The sequence below is a fragment of the Streptomyces sp. NPDC002896 genome, from assembly GCF_040295225.1.
In the GTDB taxonomy this organism is placed as follows: domain Bacteria; phylum Actinomycetota; class Actinomycetes; order Streptomycetales; family Streptomycetaceae; genus Streptomyces.
On record NZ_JBEOVA010000017.1, the window covers coordinates 126,132 to 144,274 of the forward strand.

An 18,143-nucleotide genomic window follows, 5' to 3' on the forward strand; every position below is an offset into this window, starting at 1 on the left:
TCCGCCGCATTTTGTTACGCCGCATTTCGGTGCAGTAGTCACCCGCCGAACCCGCCCAGGTCGCGGGATCGGTACGGCACGGATCTCCTGGTACGGGGAGACGACCTGCCTTGAGGCGGCGCCGTGCTGACGAAGCCGTGCTGACGGAAGCCGTGCTGACGAAGGAGAGCGCATGGCCAGCAGCACGCCCCCGCCGGAGCCGGAGAAACGCCCTGGAGGCGCGTCCGGAGGTGAGCAGCCCCCGGCGCGGGAACGCGGCGAACTGGACGAGCTGCGGCACCGGGTGAGCGCCTTGGAGGGCGCCGGGCCGCCGCGGGCGGCGCGGCACTGGCTGCGGCCGCTGGGCTCGGTCCTGCTGATCGTCCTTGCCTCGCTGCTGTCACTGCTGGCCGTCGTCGCGGTCTGGGCGAACAGCATCGTGCGGGACACGGACCGCTACGTCGCCACTGTGGCGCCGCTGGCGAGCAACCCGGATGTGCAGAAGGCGGTCACCGACCGGGTCACCACCGAGGTCTTGGCGCAGATCGACGTGGACGCGCTGGTCAAGCAGCTGAGTCAGGAGGCGGAGAAGGAGGGTGTCCCGCCGGAGCTGGCCAAGCTGCTCGGCGGCCTGAGCGGCCCGATCAACAGCGGCCTGAAGAACCTGGTCAGTAGCACCGTCGAGCGGGTGGTCTCCAGCAACGCCTTCGACACCGTCTGGGTGGACGCGAACCGCGCGGTCCACAGCTCTTTGGACAAGGCCCTCACGGGCAAGGGCGGCGGTGCGGTGTCCCTGGAGAACAACCAGGTCGCCATCGACGTGGGACCGATCGTGGCCAAGGTCAAGGACGAACTGGTCAGTGCCGGCTTCTCGCCAGCCGCGAAGATCCCGACCGTCCACACAAACTTCGTGGTGTTCACATCCGACGAGATCGGCGAGATCAAAACGTATCTGAGGGTGCTGCAGATCCTCGGGAACTGGCTTCCCATCGTCGCCGTGCTGATCGCCGCGGCGGGCGTGTTCCTGGCCGTCAACCGCCGCCGGGCCCTGTTCTGGGCCGCGGTGGGAGTGTTCGCCGCCATGCTGCTGCTCGGCATCTCGCTCGCCGTTTTCCGGGCGATCTACCTCGACCGTCTGCCCGCCGGGGTGTCCGGCGCCGCCGCGGGTGCAGTGTTCGACGCGCTGGTCAGGTTCCTGCGCGCAAGCGTGCGGGCAGTCGGCGCGCTCGCCCTCGTGACGGCCGTCGGCGCCTTCGTCGTCGGCCCGTCCCGGGCGGCCGTCCTCACCCGTACGGTCTGCCGCAGGGGCATCGGCGCCGTCCGCGACGTGGCCGTCTCGGCGGGGCTCCCGCTGAGTGCGGTCGGCCGGTTCGTGCACCGCTTCAAGCGCTGGATCGGCGTCGTGATCCTGGTGGTCGCCGCGATCGTCCTGTTCACCTGGGACTACCCGACCACGATGGTCGTGGTGTGGACGGTGGTGATCGTGCTGGTGGCCTTCGCGATCCGCGAGTTCCTGGACTTCGCGCCGGGTGGCGCAGACGACGCGGCGCGGGGTGGCGCAGGTGACGGCGCGCCCGGTGGCGGTGACCGCGCGCAGGGTGGCGCAGGCAGCGGCGCGCCGGCCGCGCCCGGCACCGCCCGGACGTGAGGGCGGCGGGCCCGGCCGGCCGGTGCCCTCGGTCCTACGCGCTCCGGTGGACCGCGCGCTCGCGCCGGCGTACGCTGACGCGCCGCCAGATCGCCCGCTGGCACTTGAGCGTGCCGGTCCCGACCGCGATCAGTACGACGATGTTGAGCAGGAGCTGGAGCAGGGAACCCCAGGCCTCGTCCCAGCTGCCGAACGCGGCGGAGACCCCGATGTCGGCCGCCGCCGGAATCGTGGTGACCGAGATGAAGACGCCGATCAGTGCGGCCTTCTTGGCCTCGGTCAGGGAGACGATGCCGACGATCCCGGCCAGCACCGCCACCACGGCCGAGAAGAAATTGGGTGTGTCGATCAGATGAGAGACGGGCCTCAGCCCCAGCTCGAAGGCCTTCGACTGAAGCCCGAAGACCCGGACGAGGAGGCCGAAGAGGAAGGTCGCAACAACGGCCATCAGGAAGCCCACGAGCAGGGCTGTGAGCCCCCGCTGGATTCTCTCCCCAGAACGGTGGTCGATGCCGAGCGCGACGCTGGTGATGGCCCCGTACTCGGGTCCGACCACCATCGCCGCGACGATGAGGATCTGGGAGTTGGTGATGATGCCCACCGCCGCGATGACTCCGGCGATGACCAGGAAGAGGTAGAAGCTCGGAGGGTACCTGCCCTCGGCCCGGATCCAGGCCTCCACCTGCTCCCACACCGGCGCGTGCAGCCGGGCCCCGAGTTCTTCGGCTCCGGTCCGGGCCGCACGTTCCGAGAACGCCGTGTCGACCGGATCGAGGATGATGGAGCCACGGCGTTCGAGTCCGAGGTCCCGCAGGCCGCGCAGCACCTCGCTCGCGGCCCCGGTCAGGACGTCGCACTCGATGGCGTCGCCGTCGGGATTGCGTACGCTGCCGGGCTGCAGGAGCAGGTTCAGGACGCACCGCTCGGCGCTCAGCAGGGCCATGGTCCGTTCCGTGAGGTCCGGCGGGCACACCGCTCGGACATGGATCATGTCCATCCGATCCTCCGCGTGTCGGTGCGGTGCGCGGGCTTGCGGTCCCGAACAGGCCGTTCCTTAATTAACGTGGCGGTCTTCGAGCCCGGCAACGCGGCTTCGGCCGCGCGGCCCATGGGCGTCTCCCCGGCGCGCGGGAATGCGCCGCCTGCCGGATGGTGGGTGCATGGGGACGCCCGACCAGCTGCTGAGCGAGGCCGACTTCCGGTCGCTCTGCCAACGCCTGCGCAGCACGGCCCCCGGCGGCGTCACACCCCGGGGCGCCCTGGACACCATCACCCACGAACAGGTGCTGGCGGCCGCCCGCGAGGTCCGGTCGGGACGCACCGTGACACTCGCCTCCCCCGTGAACACCCGTACCGCACCGGACGACGCCGATCCGGCCGAACACCGGCTGACCGCTCCGGCCGGCGGCGAACCGGGCTTGAGCGGCCTGGAGTTCGCCCGGGACCGCTTCGCCATGAACGTTCACGGCGACGTGAACAGCCACATCGACGCGCTGTGCCACGTCATCTACGACGGCACACTGCACGGTGGACTACCGGCGGCTGCCGCCCTGTCACCGGACGGAGCGAGCGCCCTGTCCATCGACCTTGCCCGCGACGGCATCGCCGGACGCGGCGTCCTCCTCGACATCCCGCGGCTGCACGGCGTCCCCTGGCTCGAGCCGGGATCGCACGTGACCGCCGAGGACCTGGCCGCTGCCGAGGCACAGCAGGGGCTCCGGGTCGGCCGGGGCGACATCCTCCTCATACGGGTGGGGCACCGGCGGCGCCGCCAGGAACTCGGCCCGTGGGATACGGCCGATGCGCGTGCCGGGCTCCATCCGACCGCCATGGAGTTCCTGGCCGAGCGGGAGGTGGCCGTACTCGGCAGCGACGGCAACAACGACACGGCCCCCAGCGCGGTGCCGGGTGTCGCCTTCCCGGTGCATGTGCTGGCCGTCCATGCGATGGGACTGCATCTGCTCGACTACCTGCAGTTCGAGGACCTCGCGCCGGTCTGCGCAGAGGAAGGGCGCTGGTCGTTCCTGTGCGTGATCGCGCCTCTCCGGCTGCCGGCGGCCACCGGCTCCCCCGTCAATCCCCTCGCGATCCTGTGACGACCGCAAGCCCTGCTGTCGGGCCGTCCGACGCGCGGTAACCCCAGGTGGCGCCGCGTGTCGCCCCGCCCGACTCGCCGGAGACACCCCCCGGAGATACTTTGTAAATCGAGACCGAATGTTCCAATTCCCCCGGCAGGACCGGAGCATGCTCCGAGGGCGGTGGGCGGAATGACCGACGCGCGGCACTACGACGTCATCGTCATCGGCACTGGGGCGGGCGGTGGCACCCTCGCTCACCGACTGGCCTCCACGGGGAAAAGAATCCTCCTTCTCGAACGGGGTGACTACCTCCCCCGCGAACGCGACAACTGGGATTCCACCGCGGTCTTCGTCAAGGGGAAATACCGCGCTCCGGAGTTCTGGTACGACAAGCACGGAAACCAGTTCCCGCCCGAGGTCAATTACTACGTGGGCGGCAACACCAAGTTCTACGGCGCCGCACTGTTCCGTATGCGCCCCGAGGACTTCGGGGAAGTCCGCCACCACGACGGCGTCTCCCCCGCCTGGCCGCTGAGCTACGAGGAACTCGAGCCGTACTACACGCAGGCCGAACACCTGTACCTCGTCCACGGCCGGCACGGCGAGGACCCCACCGAGGGACCGACCAGCGCTCAGTATGCCTATCCGCCGGTCCAGCACGAGCCACGCATCCAGCAACTCAGCCACGACCTGGAGAAGCAGGGGCTGCACCCCTTCCACCTCCCGATCGGGGTGAACCTCACCCAGGACGACCGGGGCAGGGCCACGCACGCCAGCGTCTGCATCCGCTGCGACCGCGTCGACGGCTTCCCCTGCCTGGTCGGCGCGAAATCCGACGCACAGGTCATCTGCGTCGACCCGGCCCTCGAACACGCCAACGTCGAGATGATCACCAATGCCGATGTGCGGCGCCTCGAAACGGATGCGACCGGCCGGAGTGTCACCTCGGTCGTGGCGACCCTGGGGGATGAGGACGGTTCAACCGTGGCGTACAGCGCGGACATCGTGGTCGTCGCCTGCGGGGCCGTCAACTCCGCTGTCCTGCTTCTGCGTTCGGCGAACGACCGGCATCCGCAGGGCCTGGCCAACAGCTCGGACGTCGTGGGCCGGCACTATATGCGGCACAACAACCTGGCCCTGATGGCGGTGTCCAGGGAACCGAACGACACCAAGTTCCAGAAGACGCTGGCGCTGAACGACTGGTACCTGGGATCCGACGACTGGGACTACCCCCTCGGCGGCATCCAGATGCTGGGCAAGTCCGACTCCGAGCAGATCCACGGCGAAGCACCCCGCTGGGCCGGTGCCGCCGCTCCCGACATGCCTTTCGAGGTACTCGCCCACCACGCGGTCGACTTCTGGCTGTGCGGCGAGGATCTGCCCGTCGCCGACAACCGCGTCACCCTGGACCGGGACGGCGGCATCCACCTGGCCCTCGACGAGAAGAACAACATCGCCGGGCTGATGCGCCTGCGGCACAAACTGCAGGGCCTGCTCGGCCACCTGGGCATGCACGAGCACCATCTCCTGCCGCACAGCATCTACCTGCACAAGGGCATGCCCATCGGCGCCACCGCGCATCAGGCGGGCACGGTCCGCTTCGGCCACGACCCCGCCGGCTCCGCCCTCGACGTCAACTGCAAGGCCCACGACCTCGACAACCTGTACGTCGTCGACACGAGCTTCTTTCCGAGCATCGGGGCGGTCAATCCCTCACTGACCGCCATCGCCAACGCCCTGCGGGTCGGCGACCACATCGCGGCACGACTGCGATGACCGCCCACCACCCGGCCGGTAATCGCGGGCCGAACGGGTTCAGCGCCAAGGTGCGGGGCGGGTGACCGCCGAAGCGGCCTGAGAAGGAGACCATCATGGACCGCTACCCGCCCATCGCCGACCACGGACTCATCGGGGACCTGCAGACCGCGGCTCTGGTGTCGTCCCACGGAGTGATCGACTGGTTCGCGGCACCGCGCTTCGACTCGCCCAGTGTCTTCGCCGCCCTGCTCGACCACGACAGCGGCGGCCATTTCCTCCTCGCACCCGAGCACCCCGAGGGGACCTGGAGGCAGCTCTACTACCCGGACACCGCCGTCGTGGTGACCCGCTTCATGTCCCCGGACGGAGTCGGCGAGATCATCGACTGGATGCCGGTCCACGAAGGCCTGGCGGCGACGGACCGGCACCGCCTGGTGCGTGTCGTACGAGCGGTGCGCGGCACCGTGCGTTTCGATCTCGAGTGCCGGCCGCGGTTCGACTACGGGCGGGCGACGCACGAACTCGACGTGACGCGCCACGCGGCGACGTTCAGGGCCCCGGGGACGACCGCATACCTTCAGGGCATGATCCCGCTCGATCGGGACGGGCAGGACGTCCGGGGCGCGATCACGCTCAACGCCGGTGAGACGGCGGGCGTGGTGTTCACCGTTTGTGAGCCGGGCGGGGAGGCACCGGAGCCGCCCACGACCGGGGATATCGCCGAAGAACTGTGGGAGAACATCAACTTCTGGCAGAAGTGGGTGCGCACCTCACACTACCGCGGCCGCTGGCCGGACATGGTGCACCGCTCCGCCATCACTCTCAAGCTCCTCACCTACGCCCCCACGGGCGCGCCGGTCGCCGCCGCCACCATGGGCCTGCCCGAGCAGGTCGGCGGTGAGCGCAACTGGGACTACCGGTACACCTGGGTGCGGGACGGATCCCTGTCGGTGCGGGCGCTGCTCGACCTCGGCTTCGTCGAGGAGGCGACCCGCTTCACCCGATGGCTCGGCGACCGCCTGCACGCCCACGAGGGACCGGACGGCGAGCCTCTCCAGATCATGTACCGCGTCGACGGCGACCCTCATCTGACGGAGGAGATCCTGGAGCACTTCGAGGGCTACCGCGGCTCATCGCCGGTACGGGCCGGTAACGCCGCCTCCGACCAGCTGCAACTCGACATCTACGGCGAGGCGCTCTACGCCCTGGCCGAGGGGCGCGAGGTCGGCGAGCAGATGGGCTATCACGGCTGGAAGGGCCTCGCCTCCACCCTGGACTGGCTCGTCGACTCCTGGGACCGGCCCGACGAGGGCATCTGGGAGACCCGGGGCGGACGCAACGACTTCACCTACAGCCGCGTGATGTGCTGGGCCGCCTTCGACTGCGGTCTGAAGCTGGCAGCCGAGTTCAGCAGGCCGGCCGACATCGCCCGCTGGACCGAGACCCGCGACGCCATCCTCGAACAGGTCATGGATCGGGGCTGGAACGAGAAGGAGCAGGCCCTGGTCCAGCACTACGGCAGCGATGTCCTGGACGCCTCGTTGCTGCTCGTCCCCCGCGTCGGATTCATGGCCTCCAAGAGTCCCGGCTGGCTGTCCACGCTGGATGCCATGGACCGCGTCCTCGTCTCCGACAGCCTGGTCTACCGCTACGACCCCAAGGCCTCCCCCGACGGACTGCGCGGCTGCGAAGGGACATTCAGCCTGTGCACGTTCCTTTACGTCGACGCACTGGCCCGGGCGGGACGCCTCCGCCAGGCCCGCTACACCTTCGAGAAGATGCACATGTACGCCAACCATGTCGGCCTGTTCGCCGAAGAGGTCGGCCCCAGCGGGGAGCAACTCGGCAACTTCCCCCAGGCGTTCACCCACCTCTCGCTCATCATGGCCGCGACGACGCTGGACGAGGCACTCGACCGGCTCCGGCTCTGAACGTGGGAATCACTCCACCACGGGATCGACGGTGGCGAGTGCGGGGAATCCGCTGCCGTCGATATCGAGCGAGAGGATGCGGATGAGTTGGGCCCGGACGGCGTCGCCGGTCTCGCCCCGGGCGGACACAGGGTCCGCCGGGGGCGAGACCGCGTCGCCGGGGTGGACCGTGAACTCGGCCCGCACCCTGCCAGCGATGCCGTCTGCCGTCTCCTCCTGCCACACCGCGGCGGCGACCGTCGAGTGGCCGTCGTCGGCGGGAAGGGCCAGGCGGACTATCCCGTCCGGCGCCTGGTGATAGCCCGTCGGGGTGAAGCCTTCCAGGAACCGCGCACTCGCCGCGAGCGAGAAGGGGCCGCGTGGGGTGATGGCGACGGCGGTCACGGTCGTCAGCCTCCGTGCGCCGTGATGGCGTAGCCCTCGGGGCCGGTGAAAGTGAACGTGCGGCCGAAGGGGCTGTCCTTGGGCGGGCTGATGATGGGGACCCCGGCGGCGGCGAGCTGATCGTGCAGCTCCTGGGCGTCAGTGGTGCGGAACCACAGGGCCACCCCGAGACCGGGCCGGGCCGCGGCGTCGAGATCCACGCCAGGCAGCGGCTCTCGGACGGCGAACGGGATCGGTTCGGTGGCGAACACCACTGCGTGGAGAGGCGAGGCCGGTGCCCGCCGCAGTCCGAGGTGCTTCTCGAAGAACGCGGCGGCCGCCTCCACATCGCGTACCTGCAGAGCGATGAAGTCAGGGCCGTCGACGGTGACACTCATGGTCGTCCTCAATTCCTTGATGTCAGGACTTTGACATGCGTGACCGTACGCACGGCGCCTACCTATGTCAAAATCCTGACATGGAAGACCGGAAGCCCGTGGAACTGCCCCATCCCGCTCAGGACGTCACCGAGCACGTGGGATACCGCCTCAAACGCTCCGCTGCGGCGCTGCGCGGCGCTATGGACAAAGCGCTGCGCGAGCACGGCCTGACGGTGCCGCAGTATGCATGCCTCGAACTCCTCGACCAGCAGCCCGGCCTGTCAAACGCCGAACTCGCCCGCGGCGCATTCGTCACACGACAGTCCATGAACGTCGTCCTCCGCGGTCTCCAGGACGCGGACCTGATCTCCCGTCCCGCCACCACCGACCACGGCCGCGCCCTTCCCGCCCACCTCACCGCAGACGGCCGTCGCCGTCTCGACGCAGCCCGGTCCGCCGTCTACGCCATCGAACGGCACATGGTCGACGCGATCCCGCAGCGGCGCCTGGCCGCCCTCCTAGCCGACCTCGACCGCATGGCGGCGGCCCTCGGCGGATAACCCGCTGGGCGCGTCGACCACCTGGTCGCGGCACGGTTACACCAACTCGATCGCCCACACCCACGGCCGGTCCATGCCGATCGCGGTCCGGAGACACGCATCGGGGCGGAGGGCTGTGGATGTCGGCGCACGACTTGGCTGTCCTAGGCACCCTCTACCGGGTCGGCGCCAGCGCAGGGCCGCGACTGCACCACCAGGCGACCGGGATTCTCTGGGCGTAGGCCTCCCCCGACGGTTGTCTGACCTTCGACCCATTCGTGCCCTGCGAGCCCCGTCCCGGCCCGAGCGGCTCGCCTTGTCCGTCGACTCCTCCCCAGGACCACCCCCTGACAGAGAGCAAGCTGCCAAGTCCTTGGTCGGGCTCTACGCCTGGCACGGAAGACGCCCCGCCTGACTTTTCCCCGACCCGCCTCCAGCGGACAACGAGCTCCGACATAGGCCGCCGCGGACCCGGCGCCCCGCCTCGGCTGTTGTCACGGGTGCGTTCCGAACCCTTGACGCCGACCTTATGACTGCGTAGACATAGCCATATGACTGCGCAGACATAGCGCGCAGTCATGACAGCGCAGTCAGACAGACGGCGTCTGACATCATTGGGCTCGATCGTGCGGCCACCGGGGAGACACCATGACGCGAGGGACAGGACGGGGCGGGAGCTCCGCTGCGCCCCGCAGCGTGGATGTGGCCCGCCTGGCCGGGGTCTCTCAGAAGACGGTGTCGAGGGTCCTCAATGACGAGCCGTACGTCTCCACCGAGGTGCGCCGACGCGTCCTCGAAGCCGCCGAACAGCTCGGCTACCGGCGCAACAACGCCGCCCGGGCGCTGGCCTCCGGACGAACCCGCTCCATCGGTGTGGTGACGCTGGGCACCGCCCTGTACGGTCCGGCCACGCTGCTCATGGGTGTCGAGCGGGTCGTCCGGGACACGGGCTACGCGCTCCGTGTGGTCAACACGATGGAAGGCGATCCGGCGGGCATCGCAGGTGCCGTGGGCTCGCTCCTCGACCAGGGCGTGGACGGCATCGTCATCTCCGAACCGATCGACGAGCAGGCAGACGAAGGAGAAGCCTCCCTCCGCGTCGACGTGCCGGTCCTCGTCCTCGGCGCACCGCCGCCCGTCACCGCACCCACGGTGCTGACCGCAGGTGGCGGCGCCGACCTGATGGCCCGGACCGCGACGGAGCACCTGCTGAATCTCGGCCATGCGACGGTCCATCACCTGGCCGGTCCGCAGCGGTGGTACGCCGCCCGGGACCGGCTGGAGGGATGGCGGGCTACGCTGACCGCCCACGGCACGGACGTTCCGCCGGTCGTCGGGGGCGACTGGTCGGCCGCCTCCGGATACAGGGCGGGACGCGAACTGGCCGAGGACGGTGACGTCACCGCGGTCTTCGCCGCCAACGACGACATGGCGATCGGCCTGATCCGCGCACTGGCGGAGGCCGGCCGGCGCGTACCGGATGAGGTCAGCGTCGTCGGCTTCGACGACATTCCGGTGGCCGCCTATGTGACTCCTCCCCTGACCACGGTGCGGCAGCCGTTCGACGCCGTGGCGCAGGAGGGACTCAAGCGTCTCGTGCACGCCATCGAGAACCCGACCGCAGACCCCCTGCCGTCGAGCGACCCACCGGTCGACCTCATCATCCGCACCTCGACCGCGCCCCCGCCGAACCGGACGACCCCGGCTCGCGGACGGCGTACCGCCTCCCGTCCCCGCGGAGGTACGCACAGTCCGCCCCTCTCGAACGGAGGCGCATCCACCCACCACTGAACAACACGCGTCAACCCAGGCAACAGAACTCATGGCCGAGCGCGTGATCCAAGGACGAGCCGCTGTACCGGTCACGCCCGAGCCGCCGTTCCACACCACCCGGTTGACCGGCCGACGCCCGGACTCCGCTGAACGCAGCGGGCCCTGAGCCAGGTGTCCTCACCTGCCTCTGCTCCATTCCCCACCCCTCCCTCTACGGCCGCGACCTCCACTTCCGCAGCACGTGGAACGTAGGCCGGTCTCAGTCCACGAGGACGCACACCTCGACCACGTCGGCGTTCAAGCCCCGGTCGTCGCGTCCACGCCTTTCCTCCACCACGCCACCGCACGCCCTCGCCAGGCGTGCCATCGTCTTCGTCCCCGGCGGGAGTTCACCATGCCCACATCCACGTCCATGCCCAGCCCTTCCCCGATGAGCCGCAGGCTGTTCCTCACCGCAACGGGCGCACTGTCACTCGGCGCCGCCCTCACCGCTTGCGGCAGCGGTGACTCCGGCGGTTCCTCCGCCTCGGCCAAGCCGGTCAGCCAGGCCGACATCGACAAGGCGATGAAGACGCCCACCGAGCTGACGTTCTGGACCTGGGTCCCGAACATCGCCAAGGAGATCGCGCTCTTCGAGAAGCAGTACCCGGCCATCAAGGTCAAGGCCGTCAACGCCGGCCAGGGCACCCCGCAGTACACCAAGCTGCGTACGGCACTGAAGGCCGGCAGCGGCGCGCCGGACATGGTGCAGATCGAGTACCAGGCCATCCCGACCTTCACGATCACCGACAGCCTGTTGGACCTGCGGCCGTACGGCGCCTCCGCGCTCAAGGACAAGTTCGTCGACTGGACATGGGGCCAGGTCAGCGGAAGCAACGGCGAGATCTGGGCGATCCCGCAGGACACCGGCCCGATGGGCATGCTGTACCGGCAGGACATCTTCGACAAGCACGGCATCGAAGTACCCAAGACCTGGGACGAGTTCGCCGCCGCGGCACGCAAACTCCACAAGGCCGACCCCGACGTCTACCTCACCAACCTCGCTGCCAACCAGGTCGCCGCCTGGCACGGCCTGCTGTGGCAGGCGGGCGCCAAACCGTACGTGACCTCCGGCAAGAGCGACATCACCATCAGCGTCGACGACGCCGTCTCCAAAAAGCTCGGCGAGTACTGGGGCGGGCTCGCGAAGGAAGGGGTCATCGGCGTCGAGCCCGACTTCACCGACGCCTGGTACGCCGCCCTCAACAAGGGCAAGTACGCCACCTGGATCACCGCGGCCTGGGGACCCGTCTTCCTGTCCGGCTCGGCCAAGGCCACCGCGGGCAAGTGGCGGGCGGCCCCGCTTCCCCAGTGGGACGCCGCCAAGCCCAGCTCGGGCAACTGGGGCGGCTCGACCACCGCGGTGATCAGGTCGACCAAGAACCCCATCGCGGCAGCCAAGTTCGCCCAGTTCCTCAACAGCGACCCGGCCAGCGCGAAGATGTTCGCCACCGAACAGTTCTTCTTCCCGGCAACCAAGGCCCTGCTCACGGACGCGGAGTTCGTCGGAGACACGCCGTCGTTCTACGGCGGGCAGAAGGTCAACCAGGTCTTCGCCGACATCAGCTCCACGGTCAACTCCTCCTTCCAGTGGCCGCCGTTCCTCGACCAGGCGGCAACCGACTGGACCGAGACGGTCGGCAAGTCGCTCGCCGACAAGTCCGACACGGTCGCCGCGCTCGGCACATGGCAGTCGCGGCTCACCACGTACGCCAAGAAGCAGGGCTTCACCGTCAAGGGGAGTTGAGATGGCTGCCACCACCGCGGCCTCCCCCAAGGGCCGGCGCCGAGACGGCCCTACACGCCTCCGGGGCGGCGGCATACGCCGTCACCGGTCGGCAGGGCCGCTGTTCGTCGCACCGTTCATGGTGCTGTTCGTCCTGCTCTTCCTCACCCCGCTCGGCTACGCCGCCTACCTCAGCCTCTTCCAGGAACGCCTGGTCGGCGGGACGGTGTTCGTCGGGCTCGACAACTACGTCCAGGCCCTGGGCGACCCCCAACTCGTCCACGGCGTCGGACGCGTCGCGCTGTTCTTCGTGATCCAGGTCCCCGTGATGCTGCTCCTGGCGCTGCTGTTCGCCCTCGCCCTCGACAGCGGCCTGCTGCGCCTCACGCGCGTCATCCGGCTGGGCATCTTCGTCCCGTACGCCGTGCCGAGCGTGGTCGCCGCGCTCATGTGGGGCTATCTGTACGGGCCGGACTTCGGCCCGTTCGCCCAGCTGAGCCGGAAGCTGGACCTGCCGGTCCCCGACTTCCTCAGCGGAGGCTGGATGCTCGGCAGCCTGGCGAACATCGTGACCTGGGAGTTCGTCGGCTACAACATGATCATCCTGTACGCCGCCCTGCGGACCGTCCCCCAGGAGCTGTACGAGGCAGCCGCGGTGGACGGGGCCGGCGCCTGGCGGATCGCCTGGTCGGTCAAACTGCCGGCGCTGCGCCCGGCGATCCTGCTCACCCTGTTGTTCTCGGTGATCGGCAGCTTCCAGCTGTTCAACGAGCCGAACCTGCTGATGAAGATCGCGCCGGACGTCATCAGCAGCTCCTACACCGCCAACCTCTACGCCTACTCCCTCGCCTTCACCGGCCAGCAGGTCAACTACGCGGCCACGGTGTCCTTCCTCCTCGGCCTCGTCACCGTGATCGCCTCCTACGCCGTCCTGCTCACCGCGAACCGCAGGAGGACCCCGTGACGACGACGACTCCGACGGCCGTGATCACTTCAGCGGCGGAGCCGGTTGCCACCACTCCCCCGCGAAGGCGCCGACGCGCGGCCCGTCGCAGCACCCCGCTGACGATCGCCATGCTGGCCGCCCTGGCGTACTTCCTCCTGCCGCTGTTCTGGCTGCTGATCGCCTCGACCAAGAGCACGCAAGACCTGTTCAACAGCTTCGGCCTGTGGTTCTCGCACGCCCCGCAGCTGCTGACGAACATCAAGGAGACCTTCACCCAGGACGACGGCGTCTTCGTGCACTGGCTGCTCAACACGGTGATGTACGCCGTCGTCAGCGCACTCGGAGCCGCACTGCTCGCGGCCGCCGGCGGATACGGGTTCGCCAAGTTCCGCTTCCGCGGCGACCGGGCCGCATTCAACCTCGTCCTCGGCGCCGTCATGGTCCCGACCACCGCCCTGGCCATCCCGACCTACCTGCTCTTCGCGAAGGCAGGCCTGGTCAACACCCCCTGGGCCGTCATCCTGCCCTCGCTCATCAACCCGTTCGGCCTCTACCTCATGCGCATCTACGCACAGGACGCCGTCCCGGACAGCATCCTGGAGGCCGCCCGTATCGACGGCGCCGGCGAAGCCCGGATCTTCTTCCGCATCGCGCTCAGGCTGCTGGCTCCCGGCCTGGTGACGGTCCTGCTGTTCACACTCGTGGCGACCTGGAACAACTACTTCCTGCCGCTGATCATGCTCAACAACCCGGACCTGTACCCGATCACGGTCGGCCTCTCCTCCTGGGCCGCGCAGGCACAGAACGGCGGAGCCGGCGCCAGCAGCGACATGCTCGCGCTGGTCGTGACCGGCTCCATGATCTCGATCGTCCCGCTCGTCGTGGCCTTCCTGATGCTCCAGCGGTACTGGCAGAGCGGCCTGGCCACCGGCGGCGTCAAGCAATAGCCCTCCCCCTCTTCCCTTTCCTCGGAGGTTCCTTCATGGCAGCTCTGCCTGCCCGCGTCCTGTTCGGCGCCGCGTACTACCACGAGTACCAGCCCTACGAACGGCCCGACGAACGCCTCAAGACCGACCTCGACCTGATGGCCGACGCCCACGTCAGCGTCATCCGGGTCGGCGAGTCTGTCTGGTCGACCTGGGAGCCGGAGAACGACGTCTTCGACCTCGACTGGCTCCAGCCGGTCCTCGACGGCGCCCACGAGCGGGGCATCTCCGTCGTCCTCGGGACGCCGACGTACGCGGTCCCGCCGTGGCTGGCCCGGCAGTACCCGGAGATCACGGGCGAGCGGCACACCGGCGAGCGCATCGGCTGGGGCGCCCGCCAGGAGGCCGACTTCACCCACCCCGCCTTCCGCTTCCACGCCGAGCGGGTCATCCGCAGGATCGTCGCCCGATACGCCGACCACCCCGCGGTCATCGGCTTCCAGGTCGACAACGAACCGGGCCTGCACCTCCTCCACAACCACGGCGTCTTCCAGCGCTTCGTCGACCACCTGCGCGACACGTACGGCGACGTCGAGACCCTCAACCGCGAGTGGGGCCTGGTCTACTGGTCGCACCGCCTGTCGACCTGGGCCGACCTGTGGACCCCTGACGGCAACGCGCAGCCCCAGTACGACGTCGCCTGGCGCGCGTTCCAGGCCCGCCAGGTCACCGAGTTCATCGGCTGGCAGGCCGACATCGTCCGCGAGTACGCCCGCCCCGAGCAGTTCGTCACCACGTGCATCTCCTACACGCGCCAGGCGGTCGAGGACGACGAGCTGACCGACGGTCTCGACATCGCCTCGGGCAACCCGTACTACGACATGCAGGACGGCCTGCTGTTGCCCGACCCGACACCGGACGGCCACGAGCAGAACTGGAAGACCACCGGCGTGTGGGCGCTGTACCAGACCGCCGACTGGATGTTCTCATCCCGCCAGGCGCCGTTCCTGGTCACCGAGACCAACGCCGGCTCCATCGGCCTCCCCTGGGACAACCGCCCCGCCTACGACGGCCAGTGGCGGCAGGCCGCCTGGGCGCTCGTCGCACGCGGGGCCCGGATGATCGAGTACTGGCACTGGCACACGCTGCACTTCGGGGCGGAGACCTACTGGGGCGGAATCCTGCCCCACACCGGCCGTCCCGGGCGTACGTACGCCGAACTCGCCCGACTCGGCGCCGAGTTCGAAGCGGCCGGTCCGCTCGTCGCCGGGCTCGAACCGGACGCCGACATCACGATGGTCTACTCGACGCCGAGCAAGTGGCTGATGCAGAAGTACCCACCGCTCGCTACCCCCGACGGCAAACCGGACGCCGCCGCCTACCACCGCATCTTCGACCCCTTCTACCGCGGCGCATTCGACGCCGGCCGCCAGGTGCGCATCGTCCACGCCCGCCAGTTGCACGACCCGCACGGGGAACGGGAGGGCCTGAGCCCGGAGGAGGCCGTCCGCCGCCACCCCGTCCTCGTCGTCCCGGCGCTGTACATGGCCGCCGACTCGACGCTCGACTGGCTCGCGGCCTACGCCCACGCCGGAGGCCACCTGGTTCTCGGCCCGCGCACCGGCTACGCCGACCACGAGGCCCGGGCCCGGCACGAACCGGCCCCTGGACGTCTCACCGACGCTGCGGGCGTCACCTACGACGAATTCAGCAACCTCGTGCAAGAGGTCCCCGTGCGGTCGGCGTCCGGCGGACCGCTCGACCTACCCGAGGGCGCGACGGCGACACACTGGGCGGACGGCCTGACGGTCACCGACTCCGACGTACTCGTCACGTACGACCATCCGCACTTCCGCCGCTGGCCCGCCGTCACCACCCGCGGCCACGGCGCGGGCCGGGTCACGTGCGTCGGCACGGTGCCCGGCCGCGACCTCGCCCGGGCCCTGGCCGAGTGGCTGACGCCGTCCGCACACGACGCCTGGCGAGACCTACCGGCGTCCGTCACCGCGACGACCGGCGCCTCACCCGACGGACGCCGCGTCCACATCGTCCACAACTGGAGCTGGCAGCCCGCGACCGTCCCCGCACCGGTGGGCCTCTCCGACGCCCTGAACGGCACGCACCTCCCCGCGGGAGCAGCGCTGGAGCTCGGAGCGTGGGACGTACGCGTGTTCGTCGCGGCCGACGCCGACGGCACCCCGAACTGCTGAAGCAGGCAACCGCTTCTGATCCATCCCCGAAGGAGGGGCTATGCAGAGAAGAAGACTGGGAAAAGCACTGGGAACCTTCATCGGGGTATCAGCGATGCTGGTGGTACCCGTGGCCAGTGCGCAGGCATACAACCCGACGGGCGGGATCCTCTACCAGCTCGGAAGCGAACCGTGTCTCAAGGGGCGGGGCAACTGCGCTATCTACCCGAAGTCGGCACAGCTGCCGAGCGGACGTCTGGTCGCGTCGTTCGAGAAGGCCACGGTCGTGCCGGAGACGGGCAGCGCCGACGGCGAGACCCTGCCGGTCTACAAGAGCGACGACCACGGAACGACGTGGCAGCCGCTGTCGGCGGTCAAGGCCCCGGCGTATCTCTCCAGCGATCCCCGGTACGCGAAGTACACGAGCAACTGGACAAACCCGTACCTCTACGCGCTTCCGCAGGACGTCGGAAACCTGAAGCAGGGCACGCTGCTCCTCGCGAGCGTCGTGTCCGGCGACGACCACTACTACCGCGAGCACAAGGCAGCCGACCCGAACTGGACTCCGTCCAACGACGGAGACCGCAGTGACATGGCGATCGCCCTGTTCTCCAGTACCGACGACGGTGTGACGTGGAACGTCGTCAACGTCATCGCGACCGGCGGCTGGCAGGGCGGCAGCGCGGGCGCGATCGGCCAGAACGTCTCCGACGCGAACACGCACAAGCAGGTGGATCCCCTCTGGGAGCCCTACCTGATGGTCTACAAGGGCAAGCTCGTCTGCTTCTACTCGGACGAGAACGACTACATCGGCTTCGATCCGGCCACCGGCGTCCCGACCTTGGACCCCGACAACGACACCGCCACGGATTCGCACGGCCAGATCCTCGTCCACAAGACCTGGAACGGCCGCAGTACGAACTGGAGCTCCCCCGTCATCGACCTCGCGGGACTGACCCAGGACATGGGAGGCGGCAAGACGGAGATCGGAGGCGGGCGGCCCGGCATGACCAACGTCGTCCGGACGACGGACGGCAAGTGGCTCCTCACCTACGAGTACTGGGGCGGCGGAGCCAACACCAGGTACCGGATCGCCGACAACCCCCTGGAGTTCTACCGCGGCTCCCCCACCGGCGAAGGCGTCACCTCGCTACCGGTCGACGCAGGCTCCCGTCCTCTCGCGACAGGCGGCAGTCCGGTCGTCATCCGGCTTCCCGACGGGCGCCTGGTCTACAACGCCGCCGGCAGCGGCAACGTCTGGGTCAACGAAAGCGGACGCAGCGACGGGGTGTGGAAGGAGTACCAGACGCCCCTGGGGCCCGGCTACAGCCGCAACCTGCAGTACGTCAAGGGCACCGGCCGCATCGCGATACTCCGGAACCAGGGCACCTCGACGCTCGCGTACGCCGAGGTCGATCTCGGTCACTCGGACGGCGCCTACTACCGTCTGGTGAACCGGAAGACCGGCCAGGTGATCGGCACCGGAAACAAGACCAACGACGCGAACATCGGCAACGGGGACGTCCCTGACGTCGTCCTGGAGGACCCCGGCTCAGCGGCGAACAAGGACACCCAGTACTGGCACGTGGTGACCGAGGCCAACGGCGGCGTGACGCTGCTGAACAAGTCGGGCGGTCGCGCGGCAGCCATCTGGACGGGCAACGCGACGGTCGGCCAGAGGATCGGCCAGTGGGTCGACAACAGCGCTACTGGTAGCTGGAACCTCATCAAGACCGAGGACGGGTTCTACAAGTTGCAGGCAGTCAAGGACACGAACCTGTATTTGACCGGCGCGTCCGACGGGGCGCCGCTCACCTTGCAGAACGAGGTCGCGGACGGCTCACAGGATTGGAAGCTCGTGAAGTAGG

At 69.1% G+C, this 18,143-nt stretch carries 14 protein-coding genes; 11 read left to right on the top strand and 3 right to left on the bottom strand.

The window, feature by feature from the left end; genetic code table 11:
* Positions 1-172: 172 nt before the first annotated feature.
* Positions 173-1,627: a hypothetical protein gene (locus tag ABT009_RS28935; protein WP_351301107.1), complete on the top strand. Its 1,455-nt coding sequence runs from the start codon at positions 173-175 to the stop codon at positions 1,625-1,627.
* Between the two features lie 34 nt (positions 1,628-1,661).
* On the opposite strand, the gene ABT009_RS28940 is transcribed toward ABT009_RS28935, so the two are convergent.
* The gene (locus ABT009_RS28940; protein ID WP_351301110.1) at positions 1,662-2,624 is read right to left on the bottom strand and encodes a DUF389 domain-containing protein; all 963 of its coding nucleotides are present in this window, start codon (positions 2,622-2,624) and stop codon (positions 1,662-1,664) included.
* A 163-nt stretch (positions 2,625-2,787) separates the two neighbouring features.
* Between ABT009_RS28940 and ABT009_RS28945 the strand changes: the two genes are divergently transcribed.
* The 3 genes from ABT009_RS28945 (at position 2,788) to ABT009_RS28955 (ending at position 7,394) form a co-directional block, all read left to right on the top strand.
* Positions 2,788-3,723 (top strand): cyclase family protein, encoded by a 936-nt coding sequence (locus ABT009_RS28945; RefSeq protein WP_351301113.1) that lies wholly within the window; start codon positions 2,788-2,790, stop codon positions 3,721-3,723.
* Between the two features lie 171 nt (positions 3,724-3,894).
* On the top strand, positions 3,895-5,481 hold the full coding sequence (locus ABT009_RS28950; protein WP_351301115.1) for a GMC oxidoreductase: 1,587 nt from the start codon (positions 3,895-3,897) through the stop codon (positions 5,479-5,481).
* Between the two features lie 95 nt (positions 5,482-5,576).
* Positions 5,577-7,394, top strand: a complete 1,818-nt coding sequence (locus ABT009_RS28955; RefSeq protein ID WP_351301117.1) for a glycoside hydrolase family 15 protein — start codon at positions 5,577-5,579, stop codon at positions 7,392-7,394.
* A gap of 9 nt (positions 7,395-7,403) precedes the next feature.
* On the opposite strand, the gene ABT009_RS28960 is transcribed toward ABT009_RS28955, so the two are convergent.
* On the bottom strand, positions 7,404-7,778 hold the full coding sequence (locus tag ABT009_RS28960) for a hypothetical protein (protein ID WP_351301120.1): 375 nt from the start codon (positions 7,776-7,778) through the stop codon (positions 7,404-7,406).
* A gap of 5 nt (positions 7,779-7,783) precedes the next feature.
* On the bottom strand, positions 7,784-8,155 hold the full coding sequence (locus tag ABT009_RS28965) for a VOC family protein (protein WP_351301123.1): 372 nt from the start codon (positions 8,153-8,155) through the stop codon (positions 7,784-7,786).
* 80 nt (positions 8,156-8,235) lie between these two features.
* On the opposite strand from ABT009_RS28965, the gene ABT009_RS28970 reads away from it, so the two are divergent.
* The 7 genes from ABT009_RS28970 to ABT009_RS29000 all read left to right on the top strand — a co-directional run bounded on the left by ABT009_RS28970 (position 8,236) and on the right by ABT009_RS29000 (position 18,142).
* Complete coding sequence (locus ABT009_RS28970) at positions 8,236-8,697, top strand: MarR family winged helix-turn-helix transcriptional regulator (protein WP_351301125.1); 462 nt, start codon at positions 8,236-8,238, stop codon at positions 8,695-8,697.
* Between the two features lie 627 nt (positions 8,698-9,324).
* A complete protein-coding gene (locus tag ABT009_RS28975; RefSeq protein WP_351301127.1) occupies positions 9,325-10,467 on the top strand; it encodes a LacI family DNA-binding transcriptional regulator in 1,143 nt (380 codons plus the stop codon).
* A gap of 376 nt (positions 10,468-10,843) precedes the next feature.
* Positions 10,844-12,235 (top strand): ABC transporter substrate-binding protein, encoded by a 1,392-nt coding sequence (locus tag ABT009_RS28980; protein ID WP_351301130.1) that lies wholly within the window; start codon positions 10,844-10,846, stop codon positions 12,233-12,235.
* Position 12,236: 1 nt separating this feature from the next.
* Complete coding sequence (locus ABT009_RS28985) at positions 12,237-13,178, top strand: carbohydrate ABC transporter permease (protein ID WP_502989979.1); 942 nt, start codon at positions 12,237-12,239, stop codon at positions 13,176-13,178.
* Entirely contained in the window at positions 13,175-14,107 is a 933-nt protein-coding gene (locus ABT009_RS28990) for a carbohydrate ABC transporter permease (RefSeq protein WP_351301133.1), read from the top strand. The genes ABT009_RS28985 and ABT009_RS28990 overlap by 4 nt, the downstream gene beginning before the upstream one ends.
* A gap of 35 nt (positions 14,108-14,142) precedes the next feature.
* A complete protein-coding gene (locus ABT009_RS28995) occupies positions 14,143-16,296 on the top strand; it encodes a beta-galactosidase (RefSeq protein WP_351301135.1) in 2,154 nt (717 codons plus the stop codon).
* A gap of 94 nt (positions 16,297-16,390) precedes the next feature.
* On the top strand, positions 16,391-18,142 hold the full coding sequence (locus ABT009_RS29000) for an RICIN domain-containing protein (protein ID WP_351301138.1): 1,752 nt from the start codon (positions 16,391-16,393) through the stop codon (positions 18,140-18,142).
* Position 18,143: the final 1 nt, after the last annotated feature.

Bases quoted from the DNA above. Each gene is read 5' to 3' on its own strand.
- ABT009_RS28935 (WP_351301107.1), top strand. From the start codon at position 173: ATGGCCAGCAGCACGCCCCCGCCGGAGCCGGAGAAACGCCCTGGAGGC.
- ABT009_RS28940 (WP_351301110.1), bottom strand. From the start codon at position 2,624: ATGGACATGATCCATGTCCGAGCGGTGTGCCCGCCGGACCTCACGGAA.
- ABT009_RS28945 (WP_351301113.1), top strand. From the start codon at position 2,788: ATGGGGACGCCCGACCAGCTGCTGAGCGAGGCCGACTTCCGGTCGCTC.
- ABT009_RS28950 (WP_351301115.1), top strand. From the start codon at position 3,895: ATGACCGACGCGCGGCACTACGACGTCATCGTCATCGGCACTGGGGCG.
- ABT009_RS28955 (WP_351301117.1), top strand. From the start codon at position 5,577: ATGGACCGCTACCCGCCCATCGCCGACCACGGACTCATCGGGGACCTG.
- ABT009_RS28965 (WP_351301123.1), bottom strand. From the start codon at position 8,155: ATGAGTGTCACCGTCGACGGCCCTGACTTCATCGCTCTGCAGGTACGC.
- ABT009_RS28970 (WP_351301125.1), top strand. From the start codon at position 8,236: ATGGAAGACCGGAAGCCCGTGGAACTGCCCCATCCCGCTCAGGACGTC.
- ABT009_RS28975 (WP_351301127.1), top strand. From the start codon at position 9,325: ATGACGCGAGGGACAGGACGGGGCGGGAGCTCCGCTGCGCCCCGCAGC.
- ABT009_RS28980 (WP_351301130.1), top strand. From the start codon at position 10,844: ATGCCCACATCCACGTCCATGCCCAGCCCTTCCCCGATGAGCCGCAGG.
- ABT009_RS28985 (WP_502989979.1), top strand. From the start codon at position 12,237: ATGGCTGCCACCACCGCGGCCTCCCCCAAGGGCCGGCGCCGAGACGGC.
- ABT009_RS28995 (WP_351301135.1), top strand. From the start codon at position 14,143: ATGGCAGCTCTGCCTGCCCGCGTCCTGTTCGGCGCCGCGTACTACCAC.
- ABT009_RS29000 (WP_351301138.1), top strand. From the start codon at position 16,391: ATGCTGGTGGTACCCGTGGCCAGTGCGCAGGCATACAACCCGACGGGC.